We start from the raw sequence: 24,466 nt of genomic DNA on the forward strand, positions 1-24,466 counted from the left end.
GAATCAAACAAAAGGTAAATCAGGGAGATAGTTTTAGTCCCTGATTTTCCTTGATTTAATAAATTTAATAATCAACTTGCTCATTTTTAATTAATTAACTTACACTTTATTTGCTGTTGTTCGGTGCAGAATCTGAAACTGGATTTTGTTAAAGACCACTTAAATGTTAATTAAAATGAGAAAAATAATTTCACTGAGCTTGTTGAGTATTCTGGCCGCATGTGGTGGTGGAGGCGGTAACAGTGGTGATAGCACCACTACGCCACCGGGTAATTCAGGTTTTCCGCCATCTTCCACGCTGGCAAATCTTTGTGCTAATCCCCGCGCTAATACTAGCGATCGTCAGGGGACCGTCGAGAACGAAAAATCTTATTTACGTTCGTTTGTCGACGAAACTTATCTCTGGTACGCCGATATACCTTCCAATATCGTGGCTGCAAATTATGCGACGCCGCAACTCTATTTTGATGTGCTGAAAACAAACGCCAAGACTAATTCTGGCGCAAGTGTTGATCAGTTTCACTGGTCGCAGACCACCGCATCCTGGAATGCGTCGTCATCAGGTATTGCGCAGGATTACGGCATTAAATGGATGGTAAAAGGTACGGCTCCGTCATTCATCCTTCTTGCAGCGGATGTTGCACCTGGTTCGCCCGCTGCATTGGCGGGGATCAAGCGCGGCGATGTTATTACTTCGATTGATGGCGTGCCTGTCGGCATTGCAGATCTGAGTGAGATCCTCTCTCCGACTAAAGTGGTGGCGCATCAATTAGGGTTCAACGGTGCCGCAGAGATTAGTCTGACTCCTGCGACCTATTCGACGTCAACAGTGTTGAATGTGAAGACTATTCCAACGGCATTCGGTACGGTTGGCTATTTCACGTTTGATACACATATCGCGAAATCCGAAGCGGAGTTGATTGCCGCCATCAAGCAACTGAAAGCTGCGAACGTTACGGATCTGGTCATCGATCTGCGTTACAACGGCGGTGGCCTTTTGTATGTTGCGAGTCAACTGGCATATATGATTGCCGGACCAACTACGACAAACGGACAGATATTTGAAAAGCTGACTTACAACGACAAGCTCGCTGCAAAAAATACGGTGTATCCGTTCTATGCGGTCACGACGGCGAACGAGCAGCTTCCATATCTGGGTTTAAAACGTGTCACCCTGCTGGTCACACGGAATACCGCTTCCGCAAGCGAATCGATTATTAACAGTTTGCGCGGAGTCGATGTCGCAGTTGATCTGATCGGCGATCTGACACGCGGTAAGCCTTATGGTTTCGTTCCTCAGGACAATTGCTCGTACACCTATTTCGCGATTCAGTTTAAAGGTGTGAATCAAAAAGGATTTGGCGATTATGCTGACGGCTTTTCACCGACCTGCAAAGCGTCCGACGATGTCACTCATCTGCGTGGCGACGCAAATGAAACGATGCTCAAAACGGCTTTATCTTATCGTCAGACAGGTTTGTGCCCGGCTAATTCTGCTGGTGCCAATGTGCTTGGTGCCGAGCCCGGTTATGAGTTGATACGTCCGGCAAGTCAGGAAATGCGTATTCTCGCGGCGATGCCACACTGATGAGATATCAGCTTACTTTTGCCGTTAGTATTCTGATGCTGTCGGCATGTCAGTTCACTGCTGCTTCCCCTGATAAAGCGGCAGTGTTGCTGGCCTCCGATCCTGTAGTGATGCAGGAGTTAGGTGCTGCCATCAGCAGTATGAGCGGCTTTTCTGAAGTCACTTTATCTGCTTCTGATTTCATGCAAAGCAGCGAAGTGATCATTGAGCGCAAACATCAGACGAACCAGCATGGTGAGCTGATACAAGGGCGTGATCTGGAAATACCGCATCGCTTCAGGCTAGAGACGAATGGAACGCAATGCTGGCTGGTTCATCTGAACTCGGGACAACGTCGCCTTTTGAATGCAGCCCGCTGTCAGGTGAAATAAATCAGGTAATGAAAACATCAACTTCCGCGCATCTCCGGCCGGAAGTTGATGATCGATATCCCAACTGATCACGTACAGATTGGAAAATGAAAGATGAACGTCAAACGCTGCTCTTGGGCCAACTCAGTCAATCCCTTATACATTGCCTATCACGATAACGAGTGGGGGCGCCCATGTCATGATGAAAACCGTTTGTTTGAAATGCTGAATCTGGAAGGTGCTCAGGCCGGACTAAGCTGGGAAACCGTCTTAAATAAGCGCGCGAGTTACCGCATCGCTTTTGATGACTGGGACGCAAAAAAAATCGCACAGTACGACGCCGATAAGGTGGCGGAATTACTGGCCAATCCCGGCATCGTGCGTAATCGTTTAAAAGTCGCAGCGACCATCAATAACGCCAAAGCGTATCTGCAACTATGCGAGGAGGTAGGCAGTCTGGATAAGTATCTTTGGGCATATGTCGACGGCAAACCGATACTGAATCATGGTGAGCGCATAGTAACGACACCATTGTCTGATCGTATTTCCAAGGATCTGCGCCAACGAGGATTTAAGTTTGTCGGCTCAACGATAATTTATGCGTATATGCAGGCCATCGGCATGGTGCAGGATCATGCCGCAGACTGTGACTGGCGTCAGTCTGCAGTCTGATTAATTACCTTCAGTTCAAAATTAAACAAACGTATCAATGCTGACGCGGATTGCTGCGTTGTTCCGCGAAGGATTGCAGGCTTCCCATTGTGGATGTGCCTGAGGTTTTATCCGGATGCGCAACCATCACAGGTTTGCTGTGAGTATTGGCCGCTGAAGCTGATGGTTGATGCCCGGTCAGATTACTTGCGGAAGCATTGATATCCCAGACCGGCGCTTCTATTCCTTCGAAGACGGTTTTTAATTGTTGCCCCCAGCTATTTCTGATCATCTGAAAATACTGATTTTTTTCATCGATGGTGACGAAGCGTGATACTGCCAGATGATTATTTTCATAGACCAGCAGATCCAAGGGCAGACCGACGGAGATATTAGAGCGCAGTGTGGAATCCATAGAAATCAACGCACATTTTGCCGCATCGTCAAGGCTGGTGGCAGGATTGATGACGCGGTCGAGAATAGGTTTGCCGTATTTGGCTTCGCCGATCTGAAAGTAGGTGTTTTCGTTGTGCGCTTCAATAAAATTACCTGCTGAATAAATCTGAAACAGACGGCAACGTTCGCCTTTGATTTGTCCGCCAAACATCAGGCTGACATTAAAGTCGATGCCAAATTCGGATAAGGCTTTGGCATCACGCTGATGTATGACACGCACGGCTTCACCCAGAATACGTGCAGCATCGTACATACTCTGAACGTTCCAGATCGTATTGCCATTTGCATCCTGATACTCAGAAAGTAATTCGCGTATGGACTGTGAAATCGACAGATTACCCGCCGTCATCAATACCATCATGCGTTCGCCCGCTTTCTCAAAGACGGACATTTTTCTGAATGTACCGACCTGATCCACGCCGGCATTCGTGCGGGAATCAGATAGAAAAACCAGCCCGGCATCGAGGCGTATGCCTACACAGTAAGTCATATTAAATCGTGAGTAGAGTATGTATAAGTCAGGATTTTACCTCAGGCCATCATTGAACTGTCATGCAACACGCTATTGCGGCGTCACCTGTACGCTGACCGTTAATGTTTCAATACCACCGCCGCGCCGTATGCCGCGAACCGGTGCAGCCGTATCGTAATCACGACCGATAGCAAGGCGGCAATAAGAGTCTGTCATCAGTCTGACGTGGGTCACATCGATGCTGATCCAGCCGTGATAATCATGGTCTTGCGCCCAGACATCCACCCAGGCGTGGCTTTCAGCGTGATCGCTGGATTCCGGATCGATATATCCTGAGACATAGCGGGCAGGTACGCCCATGACATGACAGCAAGCGAGAAATAAATGAGCATGATCCTGACACACGCCTCGTCCCATTAACAAGGCATCGTTGGCTGTAGTGGTAACGACCGTGCTGCCGGTCTGATAGGTAACCGCATTTCTTATTTGCTCTGCAAGATAAAGGAGCTCACGGCTGGAGGCCGATTGTTCCCGAGGTAAAGAGCGTTTCGCAAACGTCTGAATTTCCGCACTGCTTTCCGTGAGCTGAGTGGGAATGGTGAATATTAGTGGCGACCATGGCTCGGCGTTGGTAATACGTCCGGCATCCGGGCTTCTGACATTGACGATGCCCGATGCCAGTATATTGACCTCCAGATGTGGTTCAGTAATGGTCAATGTATGAGATTGATTGCCATAGGCGTCTGTGTATGCATGTCGATGTCCGGCAGCGACAATGCTCCACTGCGCTATATGTTGATGCAACTCCGTACGTGGCGTCAGATGCAATTGCTGTATCGTGTATGACGATGGCGCGGAGTAGATATATTTGGTCTGATGCCGGATATTGAGTTGCATAATGAACGTTGGTGCTTTCAGGCAGCCAGAGGTACTAAAAAATCACGACTGATGCGATTGCCTAATTCAAAAATGCGCTCCAGAAATTCCGTCAGCGTGTTGTGTAGTCCGGCGTTCAGAATGTCTTCAATGGTGGCAAATTTTAATTCCGCATGTAGCTTTCCGGCGAAACGTTCGGTGTCTGCTGAGACATCATTGCTGACCACCGCGAGGTTGGCAATGACTTCATCCATGCATGCGAGTAAAGAGCGTGGCATATTACCGCGTAACATGAGTAACTCTGCCACGCGTTCCGGTGTGATAACGTCGCGATACACTTTGCGATAAATTTCGAATCCTGAAACGGAATGCAGCAATGCTGCCCAGTAATAAAAATCCTTTTGTATACTTTCCTTCGGCTGCCCCTTTGCTTTCGTGCCGTGAAATTTCACATCCAGAATACGCGCCGTGTTATCGGCCCGTTCCAGAAATGTACCGAGCCGTATGAAGTGAACCGCCTCATCTTTTAGCATCGTTCCCAGCGTCACACCGCGCGATAAATGCGAACGGTATTTGACCCATTCAAAGAACTGGCTGGGGTCTTGTTCGACGATGCCGCTCGCAAGTTTTTCCTGCATCGATAGCCAGGTTGCATTCTGGGTTTCCCATACTTCGGTTGTCAGCGTGCCGCGCACTGCACGTGCGTTTTCTCTGGCCTCTTTTAAACAGGACGCAATCGAGGATGGATTCATCGGGTCACGCACCATGAAATCGAGCACATCTTTTTTGGTCAGGATGCCATAGTGGAAATCAAACGACGATTGCAACTCCGAGATACCCAACATGGCACGCCAGCCATTTTCTGCATGTTCTGCAGATTGCGGCAACATGGATGTCTGTACATTCACGTCCAGCATGCGGGCGGTGTTTTCAGCGCGTTCTGTGTAGCGCGCCATCCAGAATAAATGATCAGCAGTTCTGCTCAGCATGTCAGTTCTCCAATACCCAGGTGTCTTTGGTGCCACCACCTTGTGACGAATTCACGACTAATGAACCCTCTTCCAGCGCGACCCGGGTCAGTCCGCCAGGTGCCATCGAGATCGTCTTGCCAGACAATACAAATGGCCGCAAATCAATATGGCGCGGAGCAATGCCACTGTCGACAAAAGTCGGACATGACGACAAGGCTAATGTCGGTTGCGCGATATAGCCTTCTGGCTTGGCAAGCAGGCGCTGACGGAAATCTTCAATTTGTTGTTTGCTCGAAGCTGGGCCAACCAGCATGCCATAGCCACCTGCACCATGAACTTCTTTCACGACCAATTCAGGAAGATGGGCGAGGGTATAGGCAAGATCATCCGGTTTGCGACACTGATACGTCGGCACATTATTCAGTATCGGTTGTTCAGACAGATAAAATTTGATCATATCCGTGACATAAGGATAAATCGATTTATCATCTGCAACCCCTGTGCCAATCGCGTTGGCAAGGGTCACGCGTCCGGCGCGATAGACCGATAATAAACCTGGAACGCCAAGTGATGAATCCGGGCGAAATGCGAGTGGATCAAGAAAATCATCATCGACCCGGCGATAAATTACATCCACCCGTTTTGGCCCTCGCGTCGTGCGCATATACACGGCGTTATCGTCAACAAACAGGTCTTTACCTTCGACCAGCTCAACCCCCATTTGCTGCGCCAGAAATGCGTGCTCGAAATAAGCTGAGTTATACATACCTGGCGTCATGACGACGATGGTCGGATTGTCGATTCCCATCGGCGCCACTGAGCGCAGATTATCCAGCAACATATCCGGGTAATGGTCTACAGGAGCAATCTTGTTTTTGGCGAATAATTCAGGAAACAGCCGCATCATCATTTTGCGGTCTTCCAGCATATAAGAGACACCGGATGGTACGCGCAGATTATCTTCCAATACGTAAAAATCACCCTGGCCTGCACGCACAATATCGACGCCGGCGATATGTGCATAGATATCTGATGCAACAGAAACGCCCTGCATCTCAGGCCGGTACTGCGCATTTTTATAAATCTGCTCAGGTGGAATGATCCCGGCTTTAATGATGTTCTGATCATGGTAGACATCATGAATAAACATATTCAATGCCTTCACGCGCTGTACCAGCCCGGTTTCCAGTAGAGCCCATTCTTTGGCGGGGATAATGCGGGGAATGATGTCGAAAGGAATCAGGCGTTCTGTGCCCGCATCGTCGCCATAGACAGCGAAGGTAATGCCGACGCGACGAAAGCTGAGATCGGCTTCCGCTCGTTTGCGTTGCAGACGCTCCGCTGATTGCTTCGCTAACCAGTGATGGAATTCGCGATAATGCTCACGCGTCGAATCTGCTGTGCCGATGGTCTCGGCCGTCATTTCATTAAAGAATTTTGCCATGTCCCATTCCACGATTACTGAGTCAACTTAGCTATATCAAAAAGCGTGCCAAGCAAACTCAGTCGTGTAAATCAGGGGGCGCGGATATAGTCAATCAGTTCCGTAGTATGGTGATCGGGTGCTGGTGTCATCAGGCTGGCGATCACCATGGCAATGAATCCTGCAGGAACACCGAATACGCCGGCGGATATCGGTGCAATATGCCACCATTGATTGGCCGGACTACCGCCAAATAATGGGTGGGTGAATACCATATAGAAAATACAGACAAAAAAGCCTGTGATGATGCCTGCAACAGCGCCTTGACGATTCGCGCGCTTCCAGAATATGCCCAATATTAGTGCGGGAAACAGTGTCGATGCGCCGACAGAAAAGGCCGCACCAACAAGTGACAAAATATCGGCTGGTTTGAGGGATGCCACATAGGCCGCAATCAGCGCAACGACCAGCAGCAGTAATTTTGAAATCGTCACCCGCTTTTGTGTAGATGCCGTGGGGTCAATGATTTTGTAATAGATATCGTGCGACAAAGAGTTTGAAATAGTCAGCAGCAATCCATCTGCCGTTGACAGTGCCGCCGCCAGCCCGCCAGCGGCGACCAGACCGGAAACAACGTAAGGTAAGCCAGCAATTTCCGGCGTGGCGAGAACGATGATATCGCCATCAAGGACGATTTCCGCAAGTTGCACTATGCCGTCTTTATTGATATCGGTGATGCTGACCAGCGGGTTAAGTTTGTCAATGTTTGCCCAATACGTGACCCACGAAGGTAACTTGGAGAATTCGCTGCCAACCAGCGAGTTATAGATATCGTACTTAACGAGTATCGCCAGCGATGGAATCGTGATGTACAGCAGCATAATGAAAAACAAAGACCAGAATACGGAGTCTCTGCTTTCTGTCACTGAGGGCGTAGTGTAATAGCGTGTCAGTACGTGGGGCAAGGCTGCGGTACCCATCATCAGACACAACACCAGCGCCATGAAATTATTTCGTTTGATATCGGATTCAGCCTTATCTTTGGCAGCATAAGGCGTGTATTGTGCAAAGCCCGGCCTGGATTTCAACAGATAGGAATTGCGCGCTTCCGCCCAGCTATTTCTTGCATCAGCTGGCGATGCTGGGTAGTTCGCCAGTGCACGACTGGCAGTTTTGATCGCAATTAATGAGCCATTCCCGGCTTTTAATTCTTCCAGATTTTTTTGCAGCTCGGCGCGCCCAGATTCCCATGATTCAGGCAACTGCTGAATTTTTTTATCGTATTCGTCTGCACGTAATTTATAAATGTCCCTGACTTCTTTTTCCTTGGGGCTCTTATCAAACTGGGCTTCTTTTTTTGCCAGCTCTGGTAAAAATGCACCATAGGATATTTGCGGAAATGGATTGTCCGTATGTTTGGCCGACAACCAGGCGACCGGAATCATGAATGCGATTACGATGATGATGTATTGCGACACCTGCGTCCATGTGACGGCACGCATACCGCCCAGAAATGAACAAACCAGTATGCTGGCTAATCCCAGAAAAATACCGACCGAGAAATCGACGCCGGTAAAGCGCGAAGTGATCAGGCCGACGCCATAAATCTGCGCCACGACATAGATAAAAGAAATGAATACGGTCGCCAGTACCGCCAGAATACGCACGATATTGGTATGTGGTTTACCTGAAAATCGCGTACCCAGAAAATCTGCAATCGTGTATTGGCCGAATTTTCTGATGTATGGTGCGATCAGCATCGCTACCAGACAAAATCCGCCGGTCCAGCCTATGATGTAGGCGAGTCCGTCAAAGCCTTGTAAATACAGCCCGCCGGCAAGACTCAGAAAACTGGCGGCAGACATCCAATCGGCCGCAGTTGCCATGCCATTAAATACTGCTGGCACCCGTCTGCCGGCGACATAGTATTCTGCAATGTCAGAGGTTCGGCTGACCAAGCCGATGCCAGCGTAAATAACGATGGTGGCGAACATAAACAGATAGCCTATCCAGACCCGTGGAACGCCTTCTTTTTCCAGTATCGTCAGGACGATCAGAAAGATAAAAAAAAGTAAGGTATACCAAAGATAGTAGGACGTTAATCTCTGTGTAAATCGTTTTTGTGGCGACATGTGCTTATTCGTCTTTATCGTTTTTATCGTCTTGTCGAGGGCGTTGTATCCAGCGCATGCCTATCGAGTAAATCGCGAGGATCAGAACGTAACTCAGCGTCAATCCTTGCGCTGCCAGATAAAACGACAGTGGCCAGCTAAAGAAATGCCATTCGGATAGTTCCCGCGCAAAAAACAGACTGAAAAAACTGAGCAATCCCCAACATAACAACAGAGCCGTAGTCAGCCGTTTGGTGCGTCGCCAATAATGATGTGGCGCAGACTTTGTTTCCGGTATTGATGTCGATGGCGTCTTCATTTCACGCTTCGCCGATGAATTCATCAAAGGGGTTTAATCTGAACGAAATGCGGAAAACGGTACCAGGAAATTGCGGGTCCTGAGGATGGGGATTATCGAGAATTTCTATCTGCGCGCCATGTTGCTGGGCGATTTCCCTGACGATGGCCAGACCAAGTCCGCTGCCTTGTACATTGCTGCCGAGGATGCGGTAAAAACGTTCAAATACATGTTCACGTTCAGCGACGGGGATACCGGGACCATTGTCTTCTACTTCGATGATGGCCAGCGCCTGCTGTTCATTCATGCTGACTTTGACCGTGATGCTGTGGCCTGACGGTGTATAACGGATTGCATTGTCGATCAGATTGCTCAGCATTTCCCGCAGCATCAACGGATTAGCGAAAATGGTGATGGGAAAATCGGGCTGTTCAAAACCCAGATCAATTTTTTTTGCGAATGATGCCTGTATCCAGTCCCGAACGACATTCATCGCCAGTTCATTCAAGTTCACTTGCTCCAGAGGCCGGGTGGCTGGGGTCAGGTTTTCTGCGCGAGCCAGCGTCAGCAATTGATTGATGAGGCGGGTTGCTGCTTCTGAGCTGGTCGATAACTGCAATAGTGAGCGCCGGATTTCTTCCTGATCGGTTTGTCGTAATGCCAGTTCAGATTGCATACGCATACCCGCCAGCGGTGTTTTCATCTGGTGCGCAGCATCCGCGATGAAGCGTTTTTGAATGTCTATCGTTTGCGCCAGACGTGCCAGCATGTCATTTAATGAATTAACCAGGGGTGTGATTTCTTCCGGCACCTGGCGCGAATCGATAGGGCTGAGGTCATCCGGGCGGCGGGCGCGTATGCGTTGTTGCAATTCGGCCAGCGGCGATAAGCCCCGGCTCAGTGCAAACCAAACCAGTGCCAGCGCGATTGGCAAGATAATGAATTGTGGCAGCACCACACCTTTAATAATTTCATTCGCCAGAACAGCGCGTTTTTCCAGCGTTTCCGCGACCTGTATCATGATCTGCGACGACTCAGGATTGACCGTTTTCTTGGTCGGTGGCGTTAAATCGATATAACTGTACGCGATGCGATAATCGATACCGCGCAAACTCAGATTTCTGAACTGAATATTACCGGCCGCAGGTCGTTCTTCATCAGCAGGCGCCGGAATATCCTGATCGCCATCGATCAGATCCCCCTTGGCATTTTTTATCTGGAAATGAATATTGTCGAGATCATCGGCCCGCAAAATATCACGTGCCGGTTTGGATAATTGGGTAATCGCCTGACCATCAAATTCTTTGACCTGTTGTGCGAGCACGAGCACCTTGTCTTCCAGTGCACGGTCGAAAGGCTGATTTGCAATCGACTTTGCCACCAGATACGTAATGGCAATACTCATAGGCCACAGCAGCAACAGCGGCGCCAGCATCCAGTCAAGAATTTCGCCAAATAACGAGCGCTGGATTTTTTCTTCTGGCTGCTGCAACAATATATTTTCTGACGCAGCGGGCGCAGAATTCGATGAAGTATCAGCGACGCTGCTGTCTGTACTCATTGTTGTCCGGCATCTGGATTGGCTGGTTTCGCTGACGGTGCGACGAAGAATTTTTCAAGGCAGTAACCTAATCCTCTGACTGTCGCAATTCTGACGCCATCAACTTCAATTTTTTTACGCAGACGATGCACATACACTTCGATCGCGTTATTACTGACTTCCTCGCCCCACTCACAAAGGTGGTCGACCAATTGCTCTTTCGAGACCAGACGTCCGGTTCTTTGTAATAACACTTCTAGCAGACCCAGTTCGCGTGCCGATAAATCCAGCATCTGTTCGTGGATATATGCAATTCTGCCAACCTGATCGTAACTGAGCGGCCCGTGTTTAATAACAGTGGGGCCGCCGCCAGCACCGCGTCGTGTTAAAGCCCTGACGCGTGCTTCGAGTTCGGACAAGGCGAACGGTTTAGCCATGTAATCGTCCGCACCTAAATCCAGCCCTTTTACTCTTTGCTCTACTGAGTCAGCAGCAGTCAGGATCAGTACCGGAAGATGTGAATTGCGGGCGCGCAAACGGCGCAGTACTTCCAATCCGCTCATTTTTGGCAGGCCGAGATCCAGAATCAGTAAATCGAAGTCCTGAGTCGATAACGCAGAATCCGCTTCCTGTCCGTTGCTGACGCAGTCAGTCGCATAACCTGATTGCCGCAGTGAGCGGGTCAGTCCGTCTGCCAGCACGCTGTCGTCTTCTGCTAATAAAATACGCATAATGAATATTCCAAACCAAGTTGATTCTGACGGGAAATGGATAAATGGTATCCGTGCCGCTGACCGATTTTTCTGATTTTTTTGGATAATGAAAGGTCTCGCGGGTTTGCAAAGGCGATTCCAGATAACAATCTTGGCCGTTATCTGTATCGCCATCCCCAGCCATTAATATTAGCTCAACTTTAGCCCAATTCAGGTCTGCGTAGATTTAAAGGCACAATAAATTTTTAATATGTCTGGATTTCCATCTATCCCCTCAAGCGCATCGCTGAATGTGGTAGGTTCAGACAGTGTGGAAATCAGACGCAAGTAAGTTTGCTTGAGTCTGATCTGAAAACGATCATGACTAGCCCAGAACAAATTTTGCCGCGTTCATATAAACGGGAATGCCTAGCAAAATATTCAGTGGAAAAGTAATGCCGAGAGACATGCCGAGATAAAGCGATGGTGATGCCTCTGGTATGGCGTAACGCAGCACAGCCGGAACCGCGATATATGAGGCGCTTGCCGCCAGCACCATCAACAATCCGGCGTCGCCGTACGGAATTTGCAGCAACACAGCAAGCATTAACGCAATAGTTGCGTGGCAGAGCGGGGCGAGAATGGCATAGCTGATCACCAAGGGCGAATTGCCTTTGATGTTACCGAGGCTTTTCGCTGTCATCAGCCCCATATCGAGCAGGAAAAAAGCGAGCATTCCTTTAAATAAATCGCCGGAAAACGGTTGCATGGCTGTCTTACCTGCATCGCCGGATAGGATGCCAACCAGCATCGCACCTAACAATAGCAGTTGCGCGCCATCTGTCAGCGATTCATGCAAAACACCTTTGACCGAGGACAGCGTTCCCATTTGCATCGACGTTCCCCTACGCCGGATCGTATTCGACAAAATGACGGCAAAAATAATGGCAGGCGACTCCATTAACGCCATCGCCGCTGCCATATGGCCGCCATATTCTATATGTCTGCTTTCCAGATATTGAACAGCGGTTATAAACGTAACTGCGCTGACAGAACCATACGTGGCGGCGATTGCGGTGGCATCAAGTGCAGGAATAATCCGCTTCAGTAAAAAATATCCAAGCGCTGGTGTCAGCAGCGCCAGAAAAACAGCACATCCCAGACTGCTCATGATTTGTAAATTTAATCCGGAATGATTCAGCGCAAATCCTCCTTTTAAACCCAACGCCATTAACAGATACAGCGATAAAAATCGGGAGATATGTGTAGGAATGCTCAGATTAGAGCGGATGAGGCCGGCAAAGATACCGAAGCTAAAAAATAAAATAGCTGGATCGCGCAAACTGGACATAAATTTCCCTTCAAAATTCAGGCGCCATACTACGCAGACTAAATCATCAGGTAAAATCAATTTTTCTCGCTATGATCATCAGTAAAAATCTATGAATGTCACTTTCCGTCAATTACGTTTGTTTGCGGAACTGGCTGAACAGCTCAGCATCAGTGGAGTTGCACGCAGCTTTCATGTTACGCAGCCAACTGTATCTATGCAGATGCGTGAACTGACGGAAGAAATCGGTTTGCCATTGTATGAAGTCATAGGCAAAAAAATCTTTCTTACCCAGGCAGGTGAAGAACTCGCAAAAACTGCGCGCACGTTAGCGGACGAGTGGTCGTCTTTTGGACAACGTATCGATAGTCTGAAAGGCTATCAGCGTGGACGTTTGCGGGTGGCGGTAGTCAGCACGGCAAAATACTTTGTTCCCCGGTTACTGGGGGCTTTTTGTCGTGATTTTCCAGAAATTGACATTGCATTGGAAGTGCAAAACCGTGATGGTGTTTTGCAGCGCTTACGTGATAACCGCGATGACATATATATTATGTCTGCCCCGCCAAAAGATATTGACGTTGTACAGCAGGTCTTTTTACCAAATCCGCTGGTGGTGATTGCGCCTTTGTCACATCCTTTGACCAAACGTAAACGGATTTCGCTGGAAAATCTCAGCCAGGAGCGATTTATTTTGCGTGAAAAAGGATCGGGTACCAGGCTCGCTTGCGATCAGCATTTTTCCGCACAAGGATTTACCCCGCTCGTGCGACTGGAGTTAGGCAGTAACGAGGCCATTAAGCAAGCGGTCGCGGGAGAAATGGGACTGGCGATTTTATCCGCACATGCGTTGGGTGAACATTTAGTTGATCAATCGCTGACAGTATTGAAGGTCAGCAGCTTTCCCGTGCATTCCAGCTGGTATATTGTTTATCTGAAAGGGAAGCGATTATCGCCAGTCGCAACCTCGTTCCTTGAATATCTGCAGGCGCATGCGCAAGATTGAAATGGCTGCTCGCGCGAACTTATTTTTCGGTTTTTGCTTGTTGTCAGTTGCGCACATCATTCAGCATTTTTTCTGACAGCGACTATTTTCCTATGGCGGCAGAGTTGACTATTGAAGGTAAGTGCTGAACCACTATGTTATGCTTTGCTCCTTTGTAATAAAGTTCTCTAAAGTCATGAATACCAAAAGCAAGTCCATTCCCGTTTCTGATGCGCAAGCCCTGTTGAGCACCTTAAAAGAGACATTTCCGGTGTTTCTCAATCATGAGCCGTTGGCGATAGGCATCGACAAGCAAATCCTTGCCAGATTGCCTGAGACCCCGCGCAAAGTTTTACGGATGGTGCTTGCTTATCATACGAAATCGACCCGATATCTGCAAAAGACCATTAAAGCGACGACGCGTTTTGATCTCGATGGCAATCCGGCAGAACCGTTAGAAGAGACGCATAAAACGCATGCAGAAGAAATGCTGAAAGAGCGTGCAAAGAATAATGCTGAACGTGCGAAGGCTGAAGCAAAACTTAAACGTGAACAGCAAGCAGCTGCAGAGGAAGCAGAAAAACTGCAAAAGAGAGCAGAAAAAATCAACCAGCTTGCGCAGAAATTCGCTAAGTAATTATTTTTGATTTTCATATTGGTTACATCGGGAGGCAACAGCGTTCGCTGTGCCTCCTTTTTTATGCCAGCGCAATCGCGGTATTGCTATCGCTTTAAAACTTTGACGCCGCTTATGCTGCCCATATGTCAGCAAGGCGGGGTAAGTATGATGCTTGAAAAGCAGCCGACGTACTGACAGCGCTTGGATCCGCCTGCCACTTACTCTTTCCACGGCGGTGCAGTGATCAGATCCTGATCGTCACTGATCTGTTCAAACAAACCTTTGTCCCATCGCTGTGCCGCTGCTGCAATCCGGCCGCGATCGGTTGATACAAAATTCCACCACATGCGGACGGGTTTTTCCAGTGGGGCGCCGCCGATGACGACTAGGCGCGCGCCAGACGACCCCGCACATAGCCTGACCGGAGCTTGTTGCAGCACGACCAGTTGCTGTTCTGCGACCTCTTGTCCGTCAATCACTAAGGCATGTTCGGGACTGTATAGAGCCATTTCAGATGCCAGAACCGGTAGCGTAAATTCATGTCCGGGTGGCAGAAAAACATCAAGATAAAGCGTGGCAGACAGCGTTTTTACCGGACTTGTCCTGTCGAAAGCACTGCCAGCTAATACTCTGATCTGTACGCCGCCTTCCATTTCAATCAGCGGTAAATCGGCGGCGGCCACGTGCTGAAATGATGGGGCGACAGTTTCCTGATCCGGTGGCAGCGCAACCCATAGTTGCAAACCATGCTGACGGCGTACTTTTCCGCGTTCAGTGTCAACTGTGCGCTCACTGTGAACAATTCCCCGGCCTGCCGTCATCCAGTTAATCGCACCGGGTGTAATCGTTTGCACCGTACCCAGACTATCTCGATGCAGCAGACTGCCTTCAAATAAGTAAGTGACGGTCGCTATCCCGATGTGCGGATGAACCCCGAGATCACTATTGCTCTCTGCCGCGAGTGTGGTGGGGCCGAAGTGATCGAAGAAAATAAACGGACCAATGGAGCGTCTGGCGGCTGCCGGTAACAAACGGCGAACAGGAAATTCATCGACAAGATGAGTGACTCGTCCGGGGATGCGAAGTAAATTGTTCATGGTGGCGTTTCTCCAGACTATGCTCGGATTCAGATTTTTCAACTCAGTGATTGCTGGCGCGTTCTATACGGCGATCAGGAATGAGCCACATCAATGCCACCAATACGTATATTCCTTGCGCAATCCAGTGTACCCAGAATGACGCTGCAATACCGGTCGCATACAGAATCACTGAGGCTTTTCCTTTGCGGTCGCGACCCAGTACTTTTTTTAAAGGTGATGCCGAACCTTCGTCGGCAATAATCACTTGCTCAAGAATGAAATAGGCAACTGCGGCCATAAATAACACCACGCCATATATTGCGGTGGGGTCACTGGCGAAATGATTTTCGCCCATCCACGCAGTAGCGAAGGGGAATAATGACAACCAGAATAGCAAGTGCAAATTTGCCCAAAGGACGCCGCCAGTCACTTTCTGTGTCACATGCATTAAATGATGATGATTGTTCCAATAAATCGCGACGTAAATAAAACTCAGTACGTAATTCAGGAATATAGGAATAACGGGAATCAGTGCAGCAAAGCTCTCGCCATGCGGTGCTTTCATTTCCAATACCATGATGGTGATAATGACGGCGATAACGCCGTCACTGAATGCTTCCAGGCGATTTTTCCCCACGGGTTCTCCAGATAAAAAAACAAGTATTCGTTTTGAATGAAACGCCAGTTCGGATGAACCGTTTCACGCCTGATCAGGCCGACGCTGACTTATCTTACTGCAAACGCGACATTATCGTTCCACTGTGGCGATTCACTATCGGGAGCTTCTTGTATCGATACGCTGAAAGCATCTATATATCTGTCAGCAAACTGTTGTTGACAAGCTTTAACTGCGGCCATGTTTCCAGCCATCTTTTTTCGGTGATTCTGGCGTAAAAATCTGCAGGCTTCGGACGCTTATCGTTTAGTGTGATTGTCAGTTGACTCAGTCCGTTCAGTCCGAATGGCGCAAGTATCAGCAATTCGCCTGTAACGCTTAACTGAATACCGACTGCGGTTTCAATTTCTACCCAGTACGACATCGCGTCGAGAGTATTCAGATAGGGATGATCATTATTCCGTAAGTGCATTCTGGCTTGATTTTTAACTGACCAGTTCAGTGCAGATCGTGAGCGTAATGACGTCTCAAAAAACACATCTCGTTCGGGAGAGATATCCGATGGATCAAAGTAAATCAGGTCAATGTCTGATAAAGGCGTTGGTTGCGGATAATGATGCAGTTTATCCCAGACTAAGTTGCGCACGAAGCCAGCCGCCAGACACCAGTCTTTCAGCTCTAGCGCAGCAGCAATTTCTAGTGCTTGCCAACGAATTGGATCGGCCTTGATCCAGTCGTTTATTTTTGTATTGAGATTCATATTGCTGATGCTATTAACTGTCGGTAATGCCAATGGCGGATAGTAAAGGGAATTTGTCGAAGTTTTACTTGTCTTGCCTTGCTCTTTGTTGTGTTCAGCCCAAAGTTAAAGAGAGCAAATGAATTTTAATCGTGCCATCAGTATTTCACTCACATTGCCATAAAGAAATCTGTTATTGTTTTTTGCGTGACAGAACACTTTGTAAAGCAGATCGGTATCTGCTGTGGTATTTTCTGGTGTTTCAGCAGTATTCATATTGCTGCATAGCAGGCGTGTCTGAGCACATAAACTTAAAAAAACATATAACGGAGTCAACATGAGACAATTTTTTAAAAGTATTCTTTTCGCCTGTTCCCTGTCATTGCTTGCACACGGAGCGGCTGTTGCTGCAGATCGCGCAACTGCTCAGGAAGCAACTGAGATGATCAAAAAAGTCATCGCTTTTTATAAAGCCAATGGTCCGGAAAAAACCTATGCTGCGGTGAACGATCCTAAGGGACAGTTCATCTACAAAGATCTTTATGTTTTTGCAGGCTCGGTGAAACCAGGTGGCGTGACGTTGGCGCATGGCGGTAATCCTAAATTATTAGGTAAGCCGCTGGGAGAATTGCGTGATGGCGATGGTGTTTTCTTTGTTAAAAAAATCAATGATGTCGCCGCCAGTAAAGAAGGTAAGGGCTGGGTTGATTACAGATGGCCAAATCCTGTGACCAAAGCATTGGAACAAAAAAGTACTTATGTTGAGCGCGTCGATGACGTGTACTTTGCCTGTGGAATTTATAAATAATTTTGAGGGCTCCTCTTTTTTTTGTAATTCATAATACTGCGCTTGTACCTCATTTCTTATCAGATTGGCCGTCACTTTTGCGATGCATCAACGCGGCCAGTCTGATGCATCAAATTCTTTTCAATGCTTCCAAATTGTTTAGCTACTTTAGGGAACAGAAACGCTTCCGGATAGTCTGCGCTGTTTCTGTTGCTAGGTACTGACAGCCTTGCATTTCATTCTGAGTCTGAAACTGAACTTCCTCACACAGCTTCATTGTTAATTTGAATTTTCCCAATGGAGTGAGTTTTCACTTCTCGTTATTCGTTACGCTAGTTGTATGAAATAAAAGTGACATTGTTTCGTATGGCTTGTCGTAAAAATACACAGGAAGAATAGACGTTTGTTTGATGTTTGCACGTATTAGTTTTTTATAGTGATATCAAGGCGTAATATGAGCATGACAGTATGCCTGTTGCCGTTGTGATCCGCTCAGTCGTCAGCTTTTGTAACCAGTTTCGCTCTGCTCAGTTAACTTGTGAGGATAAGATGAAAATTAAAGATCTGCCTATCGGTACGCGACTCGGTTTTGGTTTTGGGATAGTACTTTTATTGGCAACAATATCTTCATGCATAGGTCTTTGGCGACTGAACGAGGTGGCGAGTAGTACGAGGGCGATGATGCAGGAGCCTTTAAAAAAAGAGCGTCTAACAGAGGAGTGGTACAGGGTTACCGTTGCGGGCTTAAAGCGTACTTTGGCGGTTGTTAAAAGTTCCGATGAATCATTAGGCGATTTTTTTTCTGCGGACGTTAAGACGTCAACCACACGAAATAATGAAATTCAAAAATACCTGGAAAGTAACGTCGATACGCCTGACGAAAAACAACTTCTGGAAAACATCGTTGTTGTACGTAAGTCCTACGTCAGCACCAGAGACCAGATTTTAAAGGCCAAAAAAGAAGGCCAGACTGAGGAGATGAATAAACTGTTTGAAAAATTCATACCAATGTCTGACGCCTTTCAAAAAGCCTTACTCGATTATCTTAATTTTCAGAAGGAAGAGGTGGATCATCTCAGTAAGGAAGTCGATGCCATTGCGGCCAGCAGCCGCATCCTTATTACGACTCTGATCGTTCTGTTTTTGCTGATAGGTAGTTTTTGTGCATGGTATCTGACCATAGGTATCACCCGGCCATTAAATTCAGCAGTAGTGCTTGCACGCCGCGTGGCGGATGGTGATCTGACGAGTGATATTCGTATTGATTCCAGCGATGAGACAGGTCAGTTGGTGATGGCATTAAAAGATATGAACGAAGGTTTGCGGAAAATTGTGGCCGAGGTTCGAGATAGCACGGATACCATCGTCACTGCTTCTACCGAAATTGCCAGCGGGAATATGGATCTGTCCTCCAGAACAGAATCCCAGGCGGGATCACTTGAGGAGACCGCGTCTTCAATGGAGGAGCTGACCAGCACGATGCAGCAGAATTCTCAGAACGCACATGACGCAAATCAACTCGTACATGCAGCGGCAGATGCAGCGATTCAGGGCGGTACGGTTGTCTCGCAAGTCGTTGGCACGATGGGCGATATCAGCACATCATCGAAAAAAATCGTCGATATTATTGCGGTCATTGATGGCATTGCTTTTCAAACGAATATCCTTGCACTCAATGCGGCTGTGGAGGCTGCGCGGGCGGGTGAGCAAGGGCGTGGATTTGCTGTAGTAGCGTCGGAAGTCCGTAATCTGGCGCAGCGTTCCGCTAGCGCGGCGAAGGAAATCAAACAACTGATAGATGACTCGGTTGATAAAGTGAATCAGGGAACGAAGCTGGTTGATCAGGCCGGAGCAACGATGACAGAAATTGTCGATCGCGTTAAGCATGTTACCGGCATCATGAGTGAAATCAACAACGCCAGCAAAGAACAATCGGCAGGTATTCAGCAAGTGAATCAAGCCATCATTCAAATGGACAACACGACGCAACAAAATGCCGCACTTGTAGAGCAGGCCGCAGCTGCAGCGCAAAGCTTACAAGAACAGGCCGCGAATTTGTCCAACGTAGTCAGCGTCTTCCGGCTAAATCAGGGAGATCATCAGCAAGCCATGAAAAGAGTTGCAAAAAATGCCGCTACCGGCACGCATCCGCACACCACATATTTGAGCGGGCAATGACATATTGGGCAGCGGGTGTCGGTGCTGGTCAATGATATGTACATAAAATAAAAATCCCGCTTGCATAAATCACTGTTTTTTTATACAGTACTGTCAAACGCAGTTAATATTAATTGCGGTTTGACTTTCCACCCGCTGCTTATTGAATGAAAGAATGTATGGACGATAAGAAACCTGAAAACAGCTCAGAGAAGAGCAAGGCACTCGCCGCAGCATTGGCGCAAATCGAGAAGCAATTTGGTAAGGGATCGGTCATGCGTATGGCCGATGGTGCGGTGGTGGAAGAAGTGCAGGTTGTTTCCACTGGTTCGCTCGGTCTGGATATTGCCTTAGGTGTTGGTGGCTTGCCACGCGGGCGTGTGGTTGAAATTTATGGCCCGGAATCTTCAGGTAAAACCACTTTGACTCTGCAAGCGATCGCTGAGATGCAAAAGATTGGCGGTACTTGTGCATTTATTGATGCTGAGCATGCATTAGACGTAGGTTACGCTCAGAAACTGGGCGTGAATTTAAATGATCTGCTGATTTCTCAGCCGGACACAGGTGAGCAAGCGCTGGAAATCACGGATGCGCTGGTTCGTTCTGGGAGTGTCGATCTGGTCGTAATTGACTCGGTCGCAGCATTGACACCACGTGCTGAAATCGAAGGCGACATGGGCGATTCTTTGCCAGGCTTGCAGGCTCGTTTAATGTCCCAAGCTTTACGTAAGCTTACCGGTAGTATTAAACGGACGAATACGCTGGTGATTTTCATTAATCAGATTCGTATGAAAATTGGCGTTATGTTTGGCAGCCCGGAAACGACGACTGGTGGCAATGCCTTGAAGTTTTACGCTTCTGTAAGGCTGGATATCCGCCGTACCGGTTCTATTAAGGCTGGCGATGAAGTGATCGGTAATGAAACTAAAGTCAAAGTTGTCAAAAATAAGGTTGCGCCACCATTCAAAGAAGCACATTTTGATATTTTGTATGGAGAAGGAACGTCTCGTGAAGGAGAAATTCTTGATTTGGGTGCGGATGCTAAAATCATTGAAAAAGCCGGTGCGTGGTACAGCTACAATGGCGAGCGCATTGGTCAAGGTAAAGATAACGCTCGTAATTTCCTGAAAGAGCGTCCGCAGCTTGCGCATGAGATCGAAAATAAGGTACGTGAACATCTTGGTGTACCTTTGTTGCCTGCGATCAGCTCTGACGCAGCAGTTTAACGATACTTACCGGTAATCGATTCAGGATAGAACAACAGCCGATAAGCCCTCTGTTAATGGGTTTATCGGCTTTTTTAATCGTGATGAAACAAAAATTAAGTCTTAAAGGCAGGGCACTCAGGTATTTATCTATGCGTGAGCACAGTCGCGCCGAATTATTCAGAAAACTATCTTCACACGCAGAAGATGGGGATGATGTCGATGCCATTCTTGACTGGCTTGAAGAAAATAATTTTCTATCTACAGAAAGATTTTCAGATTCGTTGGTCAACAGACGTTCGGGGCGCTTTGGGAATCATCGTATTCTGGCGGAGTTGCAAAGTCACAACGTAGATGCCATAGAAATAGACCGGATTAAATCCGAATTAGCAGAGTCCGAGACATCCAGAGCAGTTGATGTATTGCTCCGCAAATTTCCCCGTCCGCCTTTGAATCAAATTGAACGCCTCAAGCAAAGTAGGTTTTTACAACAAAGAGGTTTTTCCGGGAAGTCCATACAACTTGCCCTGAAGACGGAACGTTCAGCCAATGATTAGCAAAAGTAAATCTCGGTTTCGTCATGCAAAAAAAAATGAGGCGAGATACGAGTTGCTTAATTAGCTGTGCTAGAATCCGCAGGTTTTTTGCAGCGCCGCAGGAGCGGCTGCTACCGTAGAAGCTGCGGTAGCGACACGCAATTGTGGCTAATTTAAAGTAAGCCGCTTAAAAGGCATGATGCCCTTATCTACTCCCAATATACAACGCACGTTGAAGCATACGCGTGCGATCAGCATATCCGCGTTCGCCCGGGACGATGGATTATGGGATCTTGACGCGCGTATCACTGATCATAAGACCCGTGATATTACGCTTGCGTCCGGCGTCCGACCGGAGGGTGTGGCTTTGCACGATCTTCAATTACGTGTAACGATTGACCTGCAATTGACCATTGTCGATGCGCAGGCGCTGTCAGTGGCAGTTCCTTATCCTGGTTATTGTGAAGTCATAGAAGCTGACTATAAAAAGCTTATTGGACTCAATCTGATGCAGCAATTTCGTCAGGGAGTCAAAGAGCGCATGTCAGGTGTTAATGGTTGCTCTCATTTAACGGAACTTGCTTTAGTACTTCCAACCGCTGCGATCCAGGCTTTTGCCGGCGATGTTATTGACACTCGCGATGGCGCCAGTAGCTCAACTGAATCTCAACAACCGTTTCAGCTTGACCGTTGCCACGCTTTGCGTCTGGATGGTCCGGCTGTCGTTCAGTATTACCCGCGTTGGGCGAAATCAGTGCCTAACGCAAAATCACCCAGCTAGTTTGTTTTTTAATTATTTATACCTCAGTGTCTGAAGGGAAGTCGTATGAAAATTCATGAGTATCAGGGTAAAGAAATCCTCCGTAAATTCGGAGTGACCGTACCACGCGGTATCCCATGCATGTCTGTTGATGAAGCCGTTAAAGCGGCTGAAACTCTGGGCGGGCCAGTCTGGGTAGTCAAGGCGCAAATCCACGCGGGTGGCCGCGGTAAAGGTGGTGGCGTGAAAGTCGCAAAATCTCTGGAGCAAGTGCGTGAATACGCTGATGCGATCATGGGTATGCAACTGGTGACACATCAGACCGGCCCTGAAGGTCAAAAAGTTCGTCGCTTGTTGATCGAAGAGGGTGCCGATATCGCGAAAGAACTGTACGTCAGTATGGTGACTGACCGTATCAGCCAACGCGTTGTATTGATGGCATCGTCTGAAGGTGGCATGGACATCGAAGAAGTTGCAGAGAAACATCCAGAGTTGATTCACTCTATCGCGATCGATCCAAGTGCTGGCTTACAAGACGCAGAAGCTGATGATATCTCCCGCAAAATCGGGGTGCCAGAAGGTTCTATCGCTGATGCGCGCGTTCAATTGCAAGGTTTGTTTAAAGCCTTCATGGAAACAGATTGTTCTTTAGCTGAAATCAATCCGCTGATCTTGACTGGTTCAGGCAAAGTAATTGCACTCGATGCGAAATTTAACTTTGACGCGAACTCTTTGTTCCGCCAACCTGAAATCGTTGCTTACCGCGATCTGGATGAAGAAGATCCAGCGGAAATCGAAGCGTCTAAATTTGACTTGGCTTATATTTCCCTCGACGGCAATATCGGTTGCTTGGTCAACGGTGCAGGTTTGGCGATGGCAACAATGGATACCATCAAATTGTTCGGCGGTGAGCCAGCTAACTTCCTCGACGTAGGTGGTGGCGCGACAGCAGAAAAAGTCACTGAAGCCTTCAAGATCATGTTGAAAAATCCAGGTCTGAAAGCGATCCTGGTCAACATCTTCGGCGGCATTATGCGTTGTGACGTGATTGCAGAAGGCGTGATTACCGCGTCTAAAGCAGTGTCATTGCAAGTGCCTTTGGTTGTACGCATGAAAGGTACAAACGAAGATATCGGTAAGAAGATGTTGGCTGACTCTGGTCTGCCTATCATTTCTGCAGACACGATGGAAGAGGCAGCGCAGAAGGTTGTTGCCGCTGCTGCTCAAGCTTAATTATCGCAAGGAATCACTATGTCCATCCTGATTAATAAAGACACTAAAGTTATTACCCAAGGTATCACTGGTAAAACTGGCCAGTTCCATACACGTATGTGCCGCGATTACGCAAACGGTAAAAACTGTTTCGTGGCAGGCGTCAATCCTAAGAAAGCTGGTGAAGATTTCGAAGGCATTCCAATTTTCGCGAATGTTTCCGAAGCGAAGGCAGCAACAGGTGCAACTGTTTCTGTGATCTATGTTCCACCAGCAGGTGCAGCAGCTGCGATCTGGGAAGCTGTAGAAGCGGATCTCGATTTGGCTATTTGCATCACTGAAGGTATTCCTGTCCGCGACATGATGATGTTGAAAGACCGCATGGCTAAAGCTGGCAGCAAAACAAAATTGCTCGGCCCTAACTGCCCAGGTCTGATCACACCAGACGAAATCAAGATTGGTATTATGCCAGGCCATATTCACCGTAAAGGCCGTATCGGCGTGGTTTCCCGTTCAGGTACTTTGACATACGAAGCTGTTGGTCAATTGACAGCACTGGGTCTGGGTCAGTCTTCTGCAGTTGGTATCGGTGGCGATCCTATCAACGGTTTGAAACATATCGACATCATGAAGATGTTCAATGATGATCCAGATACTGACGCTGTGATTATGATTGGCGAAATCGGCGGTCCAGATGAAGCGAATGCATCTTACTGGGTACGCGACAACATGAAGAAACCAGTGGTTGGTTTCATCGCTGGTGTGACTGCGCCTCCAGGCAAACGCATGGGTCATGCGGGTGCGTTGATTTCCGGTGGTGCCGATACTGCGCAAGCAAAATTGGACATTATGGAAGAGTGCGGCATTAAAGCAACGAAGAATCCATCTGAAATGGCGCGTTTGTTGAAAGCAATGCTGTAATTTTCTTTTTATTCAAAATAAAAAAACCGCGATTTTCGCGGTTTTTTTTCGTACTCACACTTTGCTTTTGAGTATATGAAGTGCAAACTCAATAC

General features: G+C 47.9%; 24 protein-coding genes. 12 read left to right on the forward strand and 12 right to left on the reverse strand.

Going from position 1 to position 24,466, the window contains the following annotated elements; all coding sequences use genetic code 11:
• Positions 1-175 precede the first annotated feature (175 nt).
• From H8K26_RS04085 to H8K26_RS04095, 3 genes are all read left to right on the forward strand, one after another.
• On the forward strand, positions 176-1,588 hold the full coding sequence (locus H8K26_RS04085) for a S41 family peptidase (RefSeq protein ID WP_223826810.1): 1,413 nt from the start codon (positions 176-178) through the stop codon (positions 1,586-1,588).
• Complete coding sequence (locus H8K26_RS04090; RefSeq protein ID WP_190477477.1) at positions 1,588-1,959, forward strand: hypothetical protein; 372 nt, start codon at positions 1,588-1,590, stop codon at positions 1,957-1,959. Before H8K26_RS04085 ends, H8K26_RS04090 begins: the two co-directional genes overlap by 1 nt.
• Before the next feature lie 93 nt (positions 1,960-2,052).
• Positions 2,053-2,610 carry a DNA-3-methyladenine glycosylase I gene (locus tag H8K26_RS04095; RefSeq protein WP_190477478.1) on the forward strand — a complete coding sequence of 186 codons (558 nt, stop codon included), beginning with the start codon at positions 2,053-2,055 and terminating at the stop codon, positions 2,608-2,610.
• 34 nt (positions 2,611-2,644) lie between these two features.
• On the opposite strand, the gene H8K26_RS04100 is transcribed toward H8K26_RS04095, so the two are convergent.
• The 9 genes from H8K26_RS04100 to H8K26_RS04140 all read right to left on the reverse strand — a co-directional run bounded on the left by H8K26_RS04100 (position 2,645) and on the right by H8K26_RS04140 (position 12,779).
• Positions 2,645-3,535, reverse strand: a complete 891-nt coding sequence (locus H8K26_RS04100) for a proteasome-type protease (RefSeq protein WP_190477481.1) — start codon at positions 3,533-3,535, stop codon at positions 2,645-2,647.
• 72 nt (positions 3,536-3,607) lie between these two features.
• On the reverse strand, positions 3,608-4,414 hold the full coding sequence (locus tag H8K26_RS04105) for a transglutaminase family protein (protein WP_190477483.1): 807 nt from the start codon (positions 4,412-4,414) through the stop codon (positions 3,608-3,610).
• Between the two features lie 17 nt (positions 4,415-4,431).
• Positions 4,432-5,382, reverse strand: coding sequence for an alpha-E domain-containing protein (locus H8K26_RS04110; protein ID WP_190477485.1), 951 nt, complete (start codon positions 5,380-5,382; stop codon positions 4,432-4,434).
• A 1-nt stretch (position 5,383) separates the two neighbouring features.
• Positions 5,384-6,808, reverse strand: coding sequence for a circularly permuted type 2 ATP-grasp protein (locus H8K26_RS04115; protein WP_190477486.1), 1,425 nt, complete (start codon positions 6,806-6,808; stop codon positions 5,384-5,386).
• 71 nt (positions 6,809-6,879) lie between these two features.
• On the reverse strand, positions 6,880-8,919 hold the full coding sequence (locus H8K26_RS04120) for a sodium:solute symporter family protein (RefSeq protein ID WP_190477488.1): 2,040 nt from the start codon (positions 8,917-8,919) through the stop codon (positions 6,880-6,882).
• A gap of 4 nt (positions 8,920-8,923) precedes the next feature.
• Complete coding sequence (locus H8K26_RS04125; RefSeq protein WP_190477490.1) at positions 8,924-9,217, reverse strand: DUF4212 domain-containing protein; 294 nt, start codon at positions 9,215-9,217, stop codon at positions 8,924-8,926.
• Position 9,218: 1 nt separating this feature from the next.
• A complete protein-coding gene (locus H8K26_RS04130; RefSeq protein ID WP_190477492.1) occupies positions 9,219-10,757 on the reverse strand; it encodes a sensor histidine kinase N-terminal domain-containing protein in 1,539 nt (512 codons plus the stop codon).
• Complete coding sequence (locus tag H8K26_RS04135) at positions 10,754-11,467, reverse strand: response regulator (RefSeq protein ID WP_186884909.1); 714 nt, start codon at positions 11,465-11,467, stop codon at positions 10,754-10,756. The genes H8K26_RS04130 and H8K26_RS04135 overlap by 4 nt, the downstream gene beginning before the upstream one ends.
• Before the next feature lie 346 nt (positions 11,468-11,813).
• A complete protein-coding gene (locus tag H8K26_RS04140; RefSeq protein WP_190477494.1) occupies positions 11,814-12,779 on the reverse strand; it encodes a sodium-dependent bicarbonate transport family permease in 966 nt (321 codons plus the stop codon).
• Between the two features lie 91 nt (positions 12,780-12,870).
• Here H8K26_RS04140 and H8K26_RS04145 point away from each other — a divergent pair, with 91 nt between their 5' ends.
• Both H8K26_RS04145 and H8K26_RS04150 read left to right on the forward strand, forming a co-directional pair.
• The gene (locus H8K26_RS04145) at positions 12,871-13,761 is read left to right on the forward strand and encodes a LysR family transcriptional regulator (RefSeq protein WP_190477496.1); all 891 of its coding nucleotides are present in this window, start codon (positions 12,871-12,873) and stop codon (positions 13,759-13,761) included.
• A 175-nt stretch (positions 13,762-13,936) separates the two neighbouring features.
• Positions 13,937-14,377 (forward strand): ProQ/FINO family protein, encoded by a 441-nt coding sequence (locus H8K26_RS04150; RefSeq protein WP_186884912.1) that lies wholly within the window; start codon positions 13,937-13,939, stop codon positions 14,375-14,377.
• 200 nt (positions 14,378-14,577) lie between these two features.
• Here the strand turns inward: H8K26_RS04150 and H8K26_RS04155 are convergent, their stop codons facing one another.
• The 3 genes from H8K26_RS04155 to H8K26_RS04165 all read right to left on the reverse strand — a co-directional run bounded on the left by H8K26_RS04155 (position 14,578) and on the right by H8K26_RS04165 (position 16,814).
• A complete protein-coding gene (locus tag H8K26_RS04155) occupies positions 14,578-15,456 on the reverse strand; it encodes a pirin family protein (RefSeq protein WP_190477498.1) in 879 nt (292 codons plus the stop codon).
• 43 nt (positions 15,457-15,499) lie between these two features.
• Positions 15,500-16,075, reverse strand: coding sequence for a TMEM175 family protein (locus tag H8K26_RS04160; RefSeq protein ID WP_190477499.1), 576 nt, complete (start codon positions 16,073-16,075; stop codon positions 15,500-15,502).
• Positions 16,076-16,247: 172 nt separating this feature from the next.
• The gene (locus H8K26_RS04165; RefSeq protein WP_190477501.1) at positions 16,248-16,814 is read right to left on the reverse strand and encodes a nucleotidyltransferase family protein; all 567 of its coding nucleotides are present in this window, start codon (positions 16,812-16,814) and stop codon (positions 16,248-16,250) included.
• 316 nt (positions 16,815-17,130) lie between these two features.
• On the opposite strand from H8K26_RS04165, the gene H8K26_RS04170 reads away from it, so the two are divergent.
• The 7 genes from H8K26_RS04170 to sucD all read left to right on the forward strand — a co-directional run bounded on the left by H8K26_RS04170 (position 17,131) and on the right by sucD (position 24,371).
• Positions 17,131-17,601 (forward strand): cache domain-containing protein, encoded by a 471-nt coding sequence (locus H8K26_RS04170; protein ID WP_186896501.1) that lies wholly within the window; start codon positions 17,131-17,133, stop codon positions 17,599-17,601.
• Between the two features lie 528 nt (positions 17,602-18,129).
• Entirely contained in the window at positions 18,130-19,758 is a 1,629-nt protein-coding gene (locus tag H8K26_RS04175; RefSeq protein ID WP_190477502.1) for a methyl-accepting chemotaxis protein, read from the forward strand.
• 158 nt (positions 19,759-19,916) lie between these two features.
• Entirely contained in the window at positions 19,917-20,963 is a 1,047-nt protein-coding gene (recA, locus tag H8K26_RS04180; protein WP_190477504.1) for a recombinase RecA, read from the forward strand.
• 83 nt (positions 20,964-21,046) lie between these two features.
• Entirely contained in the window at positions 21,047-21,499 is a 453-nt protein-coding gene (gene recX, locus H8K26_RS04185; RefSeq protein WP_263398842.1) for a recombination regulator RecX, read from the forward strand.
• A gap of 175 nt (positions 21,500-21,674) precedes the next feature.
• Positions 21,675-22,259, forward strand: coding sequence for a DUF2889 domain-containing protein (locus tag H8K26_RS04190; RefSeq protein ID WP_390365860.1), 585 nt, complete (start codon positions 21,675-21,677; stop codon positions 22,257-22,259).
• Between the two features lie 30 nt (positions 22,260-22,289).
• Complete coding sequence (gene sucC, locus H8K26_RS04195) at positions 22,290-23,471, forward strand: ADP-forming succinate--CoA ligase subunit beta (protein WP_263398846.1); 1,182 nt, start codon at positions 22,290-22,292, stop codon at positions 23,469-23,471.
• An 18-nt stretch (positions 23,472-23,489) separates the two neighbouring features.
• Positions 23,490-24,371: a succinate--CoA ligase subunit alpha gene (gene sucD / locus H8K26_RS04200; protein WP_110255493.1), complete on the forward strand. Its 882-nt coding sequence runs from the start codon at positions 23,490-23,492 to the stop codon at positions 24,369-24,371.
• The last annotated feature ends 95 nt before the right edge of the window (positions 24,372-24,466 follow it).

It is taken from the genome of Cognatundibacterium aquatile (assembly GCF_014699135.1).
In the GTDB taxonomy this organism is placed as follows: Bacteria; Pseudomonadota; Gammaproteobacteria; order Burkholderiales; family Burkholderiaceae_D; genus Undibacterium; species Undibacterium aquatile.

Bases quoted from the DNA above. Each gene is read 5' to 3' on its own strand.
- H8K26_RS04110 (WP_190477485.1), bottom strand. From the start codon at position 5,382: ATGCTGAGCAGAACTGCTGATCATTTATTCTGGATGGCGCGCTACACA.
- H8K26_RS04190 (WP_390365860.1), top strand. From the start codon at position 21,675: ATGATGCCCTTATCTACTCCCAATATACAACGCACGTTGAAGCATACG.
- H8K26_RS04090 (WP_190477477.1), top strand. From the start codon at position 1,588: ATGAGATATCAGCTTACTTTTGCCGTTAGTATTCTGATGCTGTCGGCA.
- H8K26_RS04085 (WP_223826810.1), top strand. From the start codon at position 176: ATGAGAAAAATAATTTCACTGAGCTTGTTGAGTATTCTGGCCGCATGT.
- H8K26_RS04150 (WP_186884912.1), top strand. From the start codon at position 13,937: ATGAATACCAAAAGCAAGTCCATTCCCGTTTCTGATGCGCAAGCCCTG.
- sucD (WP_110255493.1), top strand. From the start codon at position 23,490: ATGTCCATCCTGATTAATAAAGACACTAAAGTTATTACCCAAGGTATC.
- H8K26_RS04100 (WP_190477481.1), bottom strand. From the start codon at position 3,535: ATGACTTACTGTGTAGGCATACGCCTCGATGCCGGGCTGGTTTTTCTA.
- H8K26_RS04165 (WP_190477501.1), bottom strand. From the start codon at position 16,814: ATGAATCTCAATACAAAAATAAACGACTGGATCAAGGCCGATCCAATT.
- H8K26_RS04115 (WP_190477486.1), bottom strand. From the start codon at position 6,808: ATGGCAAAATTCTTTAATGAAATGACGGCCGAGACCATCGGCACAGCA.
- H8K26_RS04130 (WP_190477492.1), bottom strand. From the start codon at position 10,757: ATGAGTACAGACAGCAGCGTCGCTGATACTTCATCGAATTCTGCGCCC.
- H8K26_RS04170 (WP_186896501.1), top strand. From the start codon at position 17,131: ATGAGACAATTTTTTAAAAGTATTCTTTTCGCCTGTTCCCTGTCATTG.
- H8K26_RS04155 (WP_190477498.1), bottom strand. From the start codon at position 15,456: ATGAACAATTTACTTCGCATCCCCGGACGAGTCACTCATCTTGTCGAT.
- H8K26_RS04120 (WP_190477488.1), bottom strand. From the start codon at position 8,919: ATGTCGCCACAAAAACGATTTACACAGAGATTAACGTCCTACTATCTT.
- H8K26_RS04145 (WP_190477496.1), top strand. From the start codon at position 12,871: ATGAATGTCACTTTCCGTCAATTACGTTTGTTTGCGGAACTGGCTGAA.
- H8K26_RS04175 (WP_190477502.1), top strand. From the start codon at position 18,130: ATGAAAATTAAAGATCTGCCTATCGGTACGCGACTCGGTTTTGGTTTT.
- recA (WP_190477504.1), top strand. From the start codon at position 19,917: ATGGACGATAAGAAACCTGAAAACAGCTCAGAGAAGAGCAAGGCACTC.
- H8K26_RS04105 (WP_190477483.1), bottom strand. From the start codon at position 4,414: ATGCAACTCAATATCCGGCATCAGACCAAATATATCTACTCCGCGCCA.
- H8K26_RS04095 (WP_190477478.1), top strand. From the start codon at position 2,053: ATGAACGTCAAACGCTGCTCTTGGGCCAACTCAGTCAATCCCTTATAC.
- recX (WP_263398842.1), top strand. From the start codon at position 21,047: ATGAAACAAAAATTAAGTCTTAAAGGCAGGGCACTCAGGTATTTATCT.
- H8K26_RS04135 (WP_186884909.1), bottom strand. From the start codon at position 11,467: ATGCGTATTTTATTAGCAGAAGACGACAGCGTGCTGGCAGACGGACTG.
- H8K26_RS04140 (WP_190477494.1), bottom strand. From the start codon at position 12,779: ATGTCCAGTTTGCGCGATCCAGCTATTTTATTTTTTAGCTTCGGTATC.
- H8K26_RS04125 (WP_190477490.1), bottom strand. From the start codon at position 9,217: ATGAAGACGCCATCGACATCAATACCGGAAACAAAGTCTGCGCCACAT.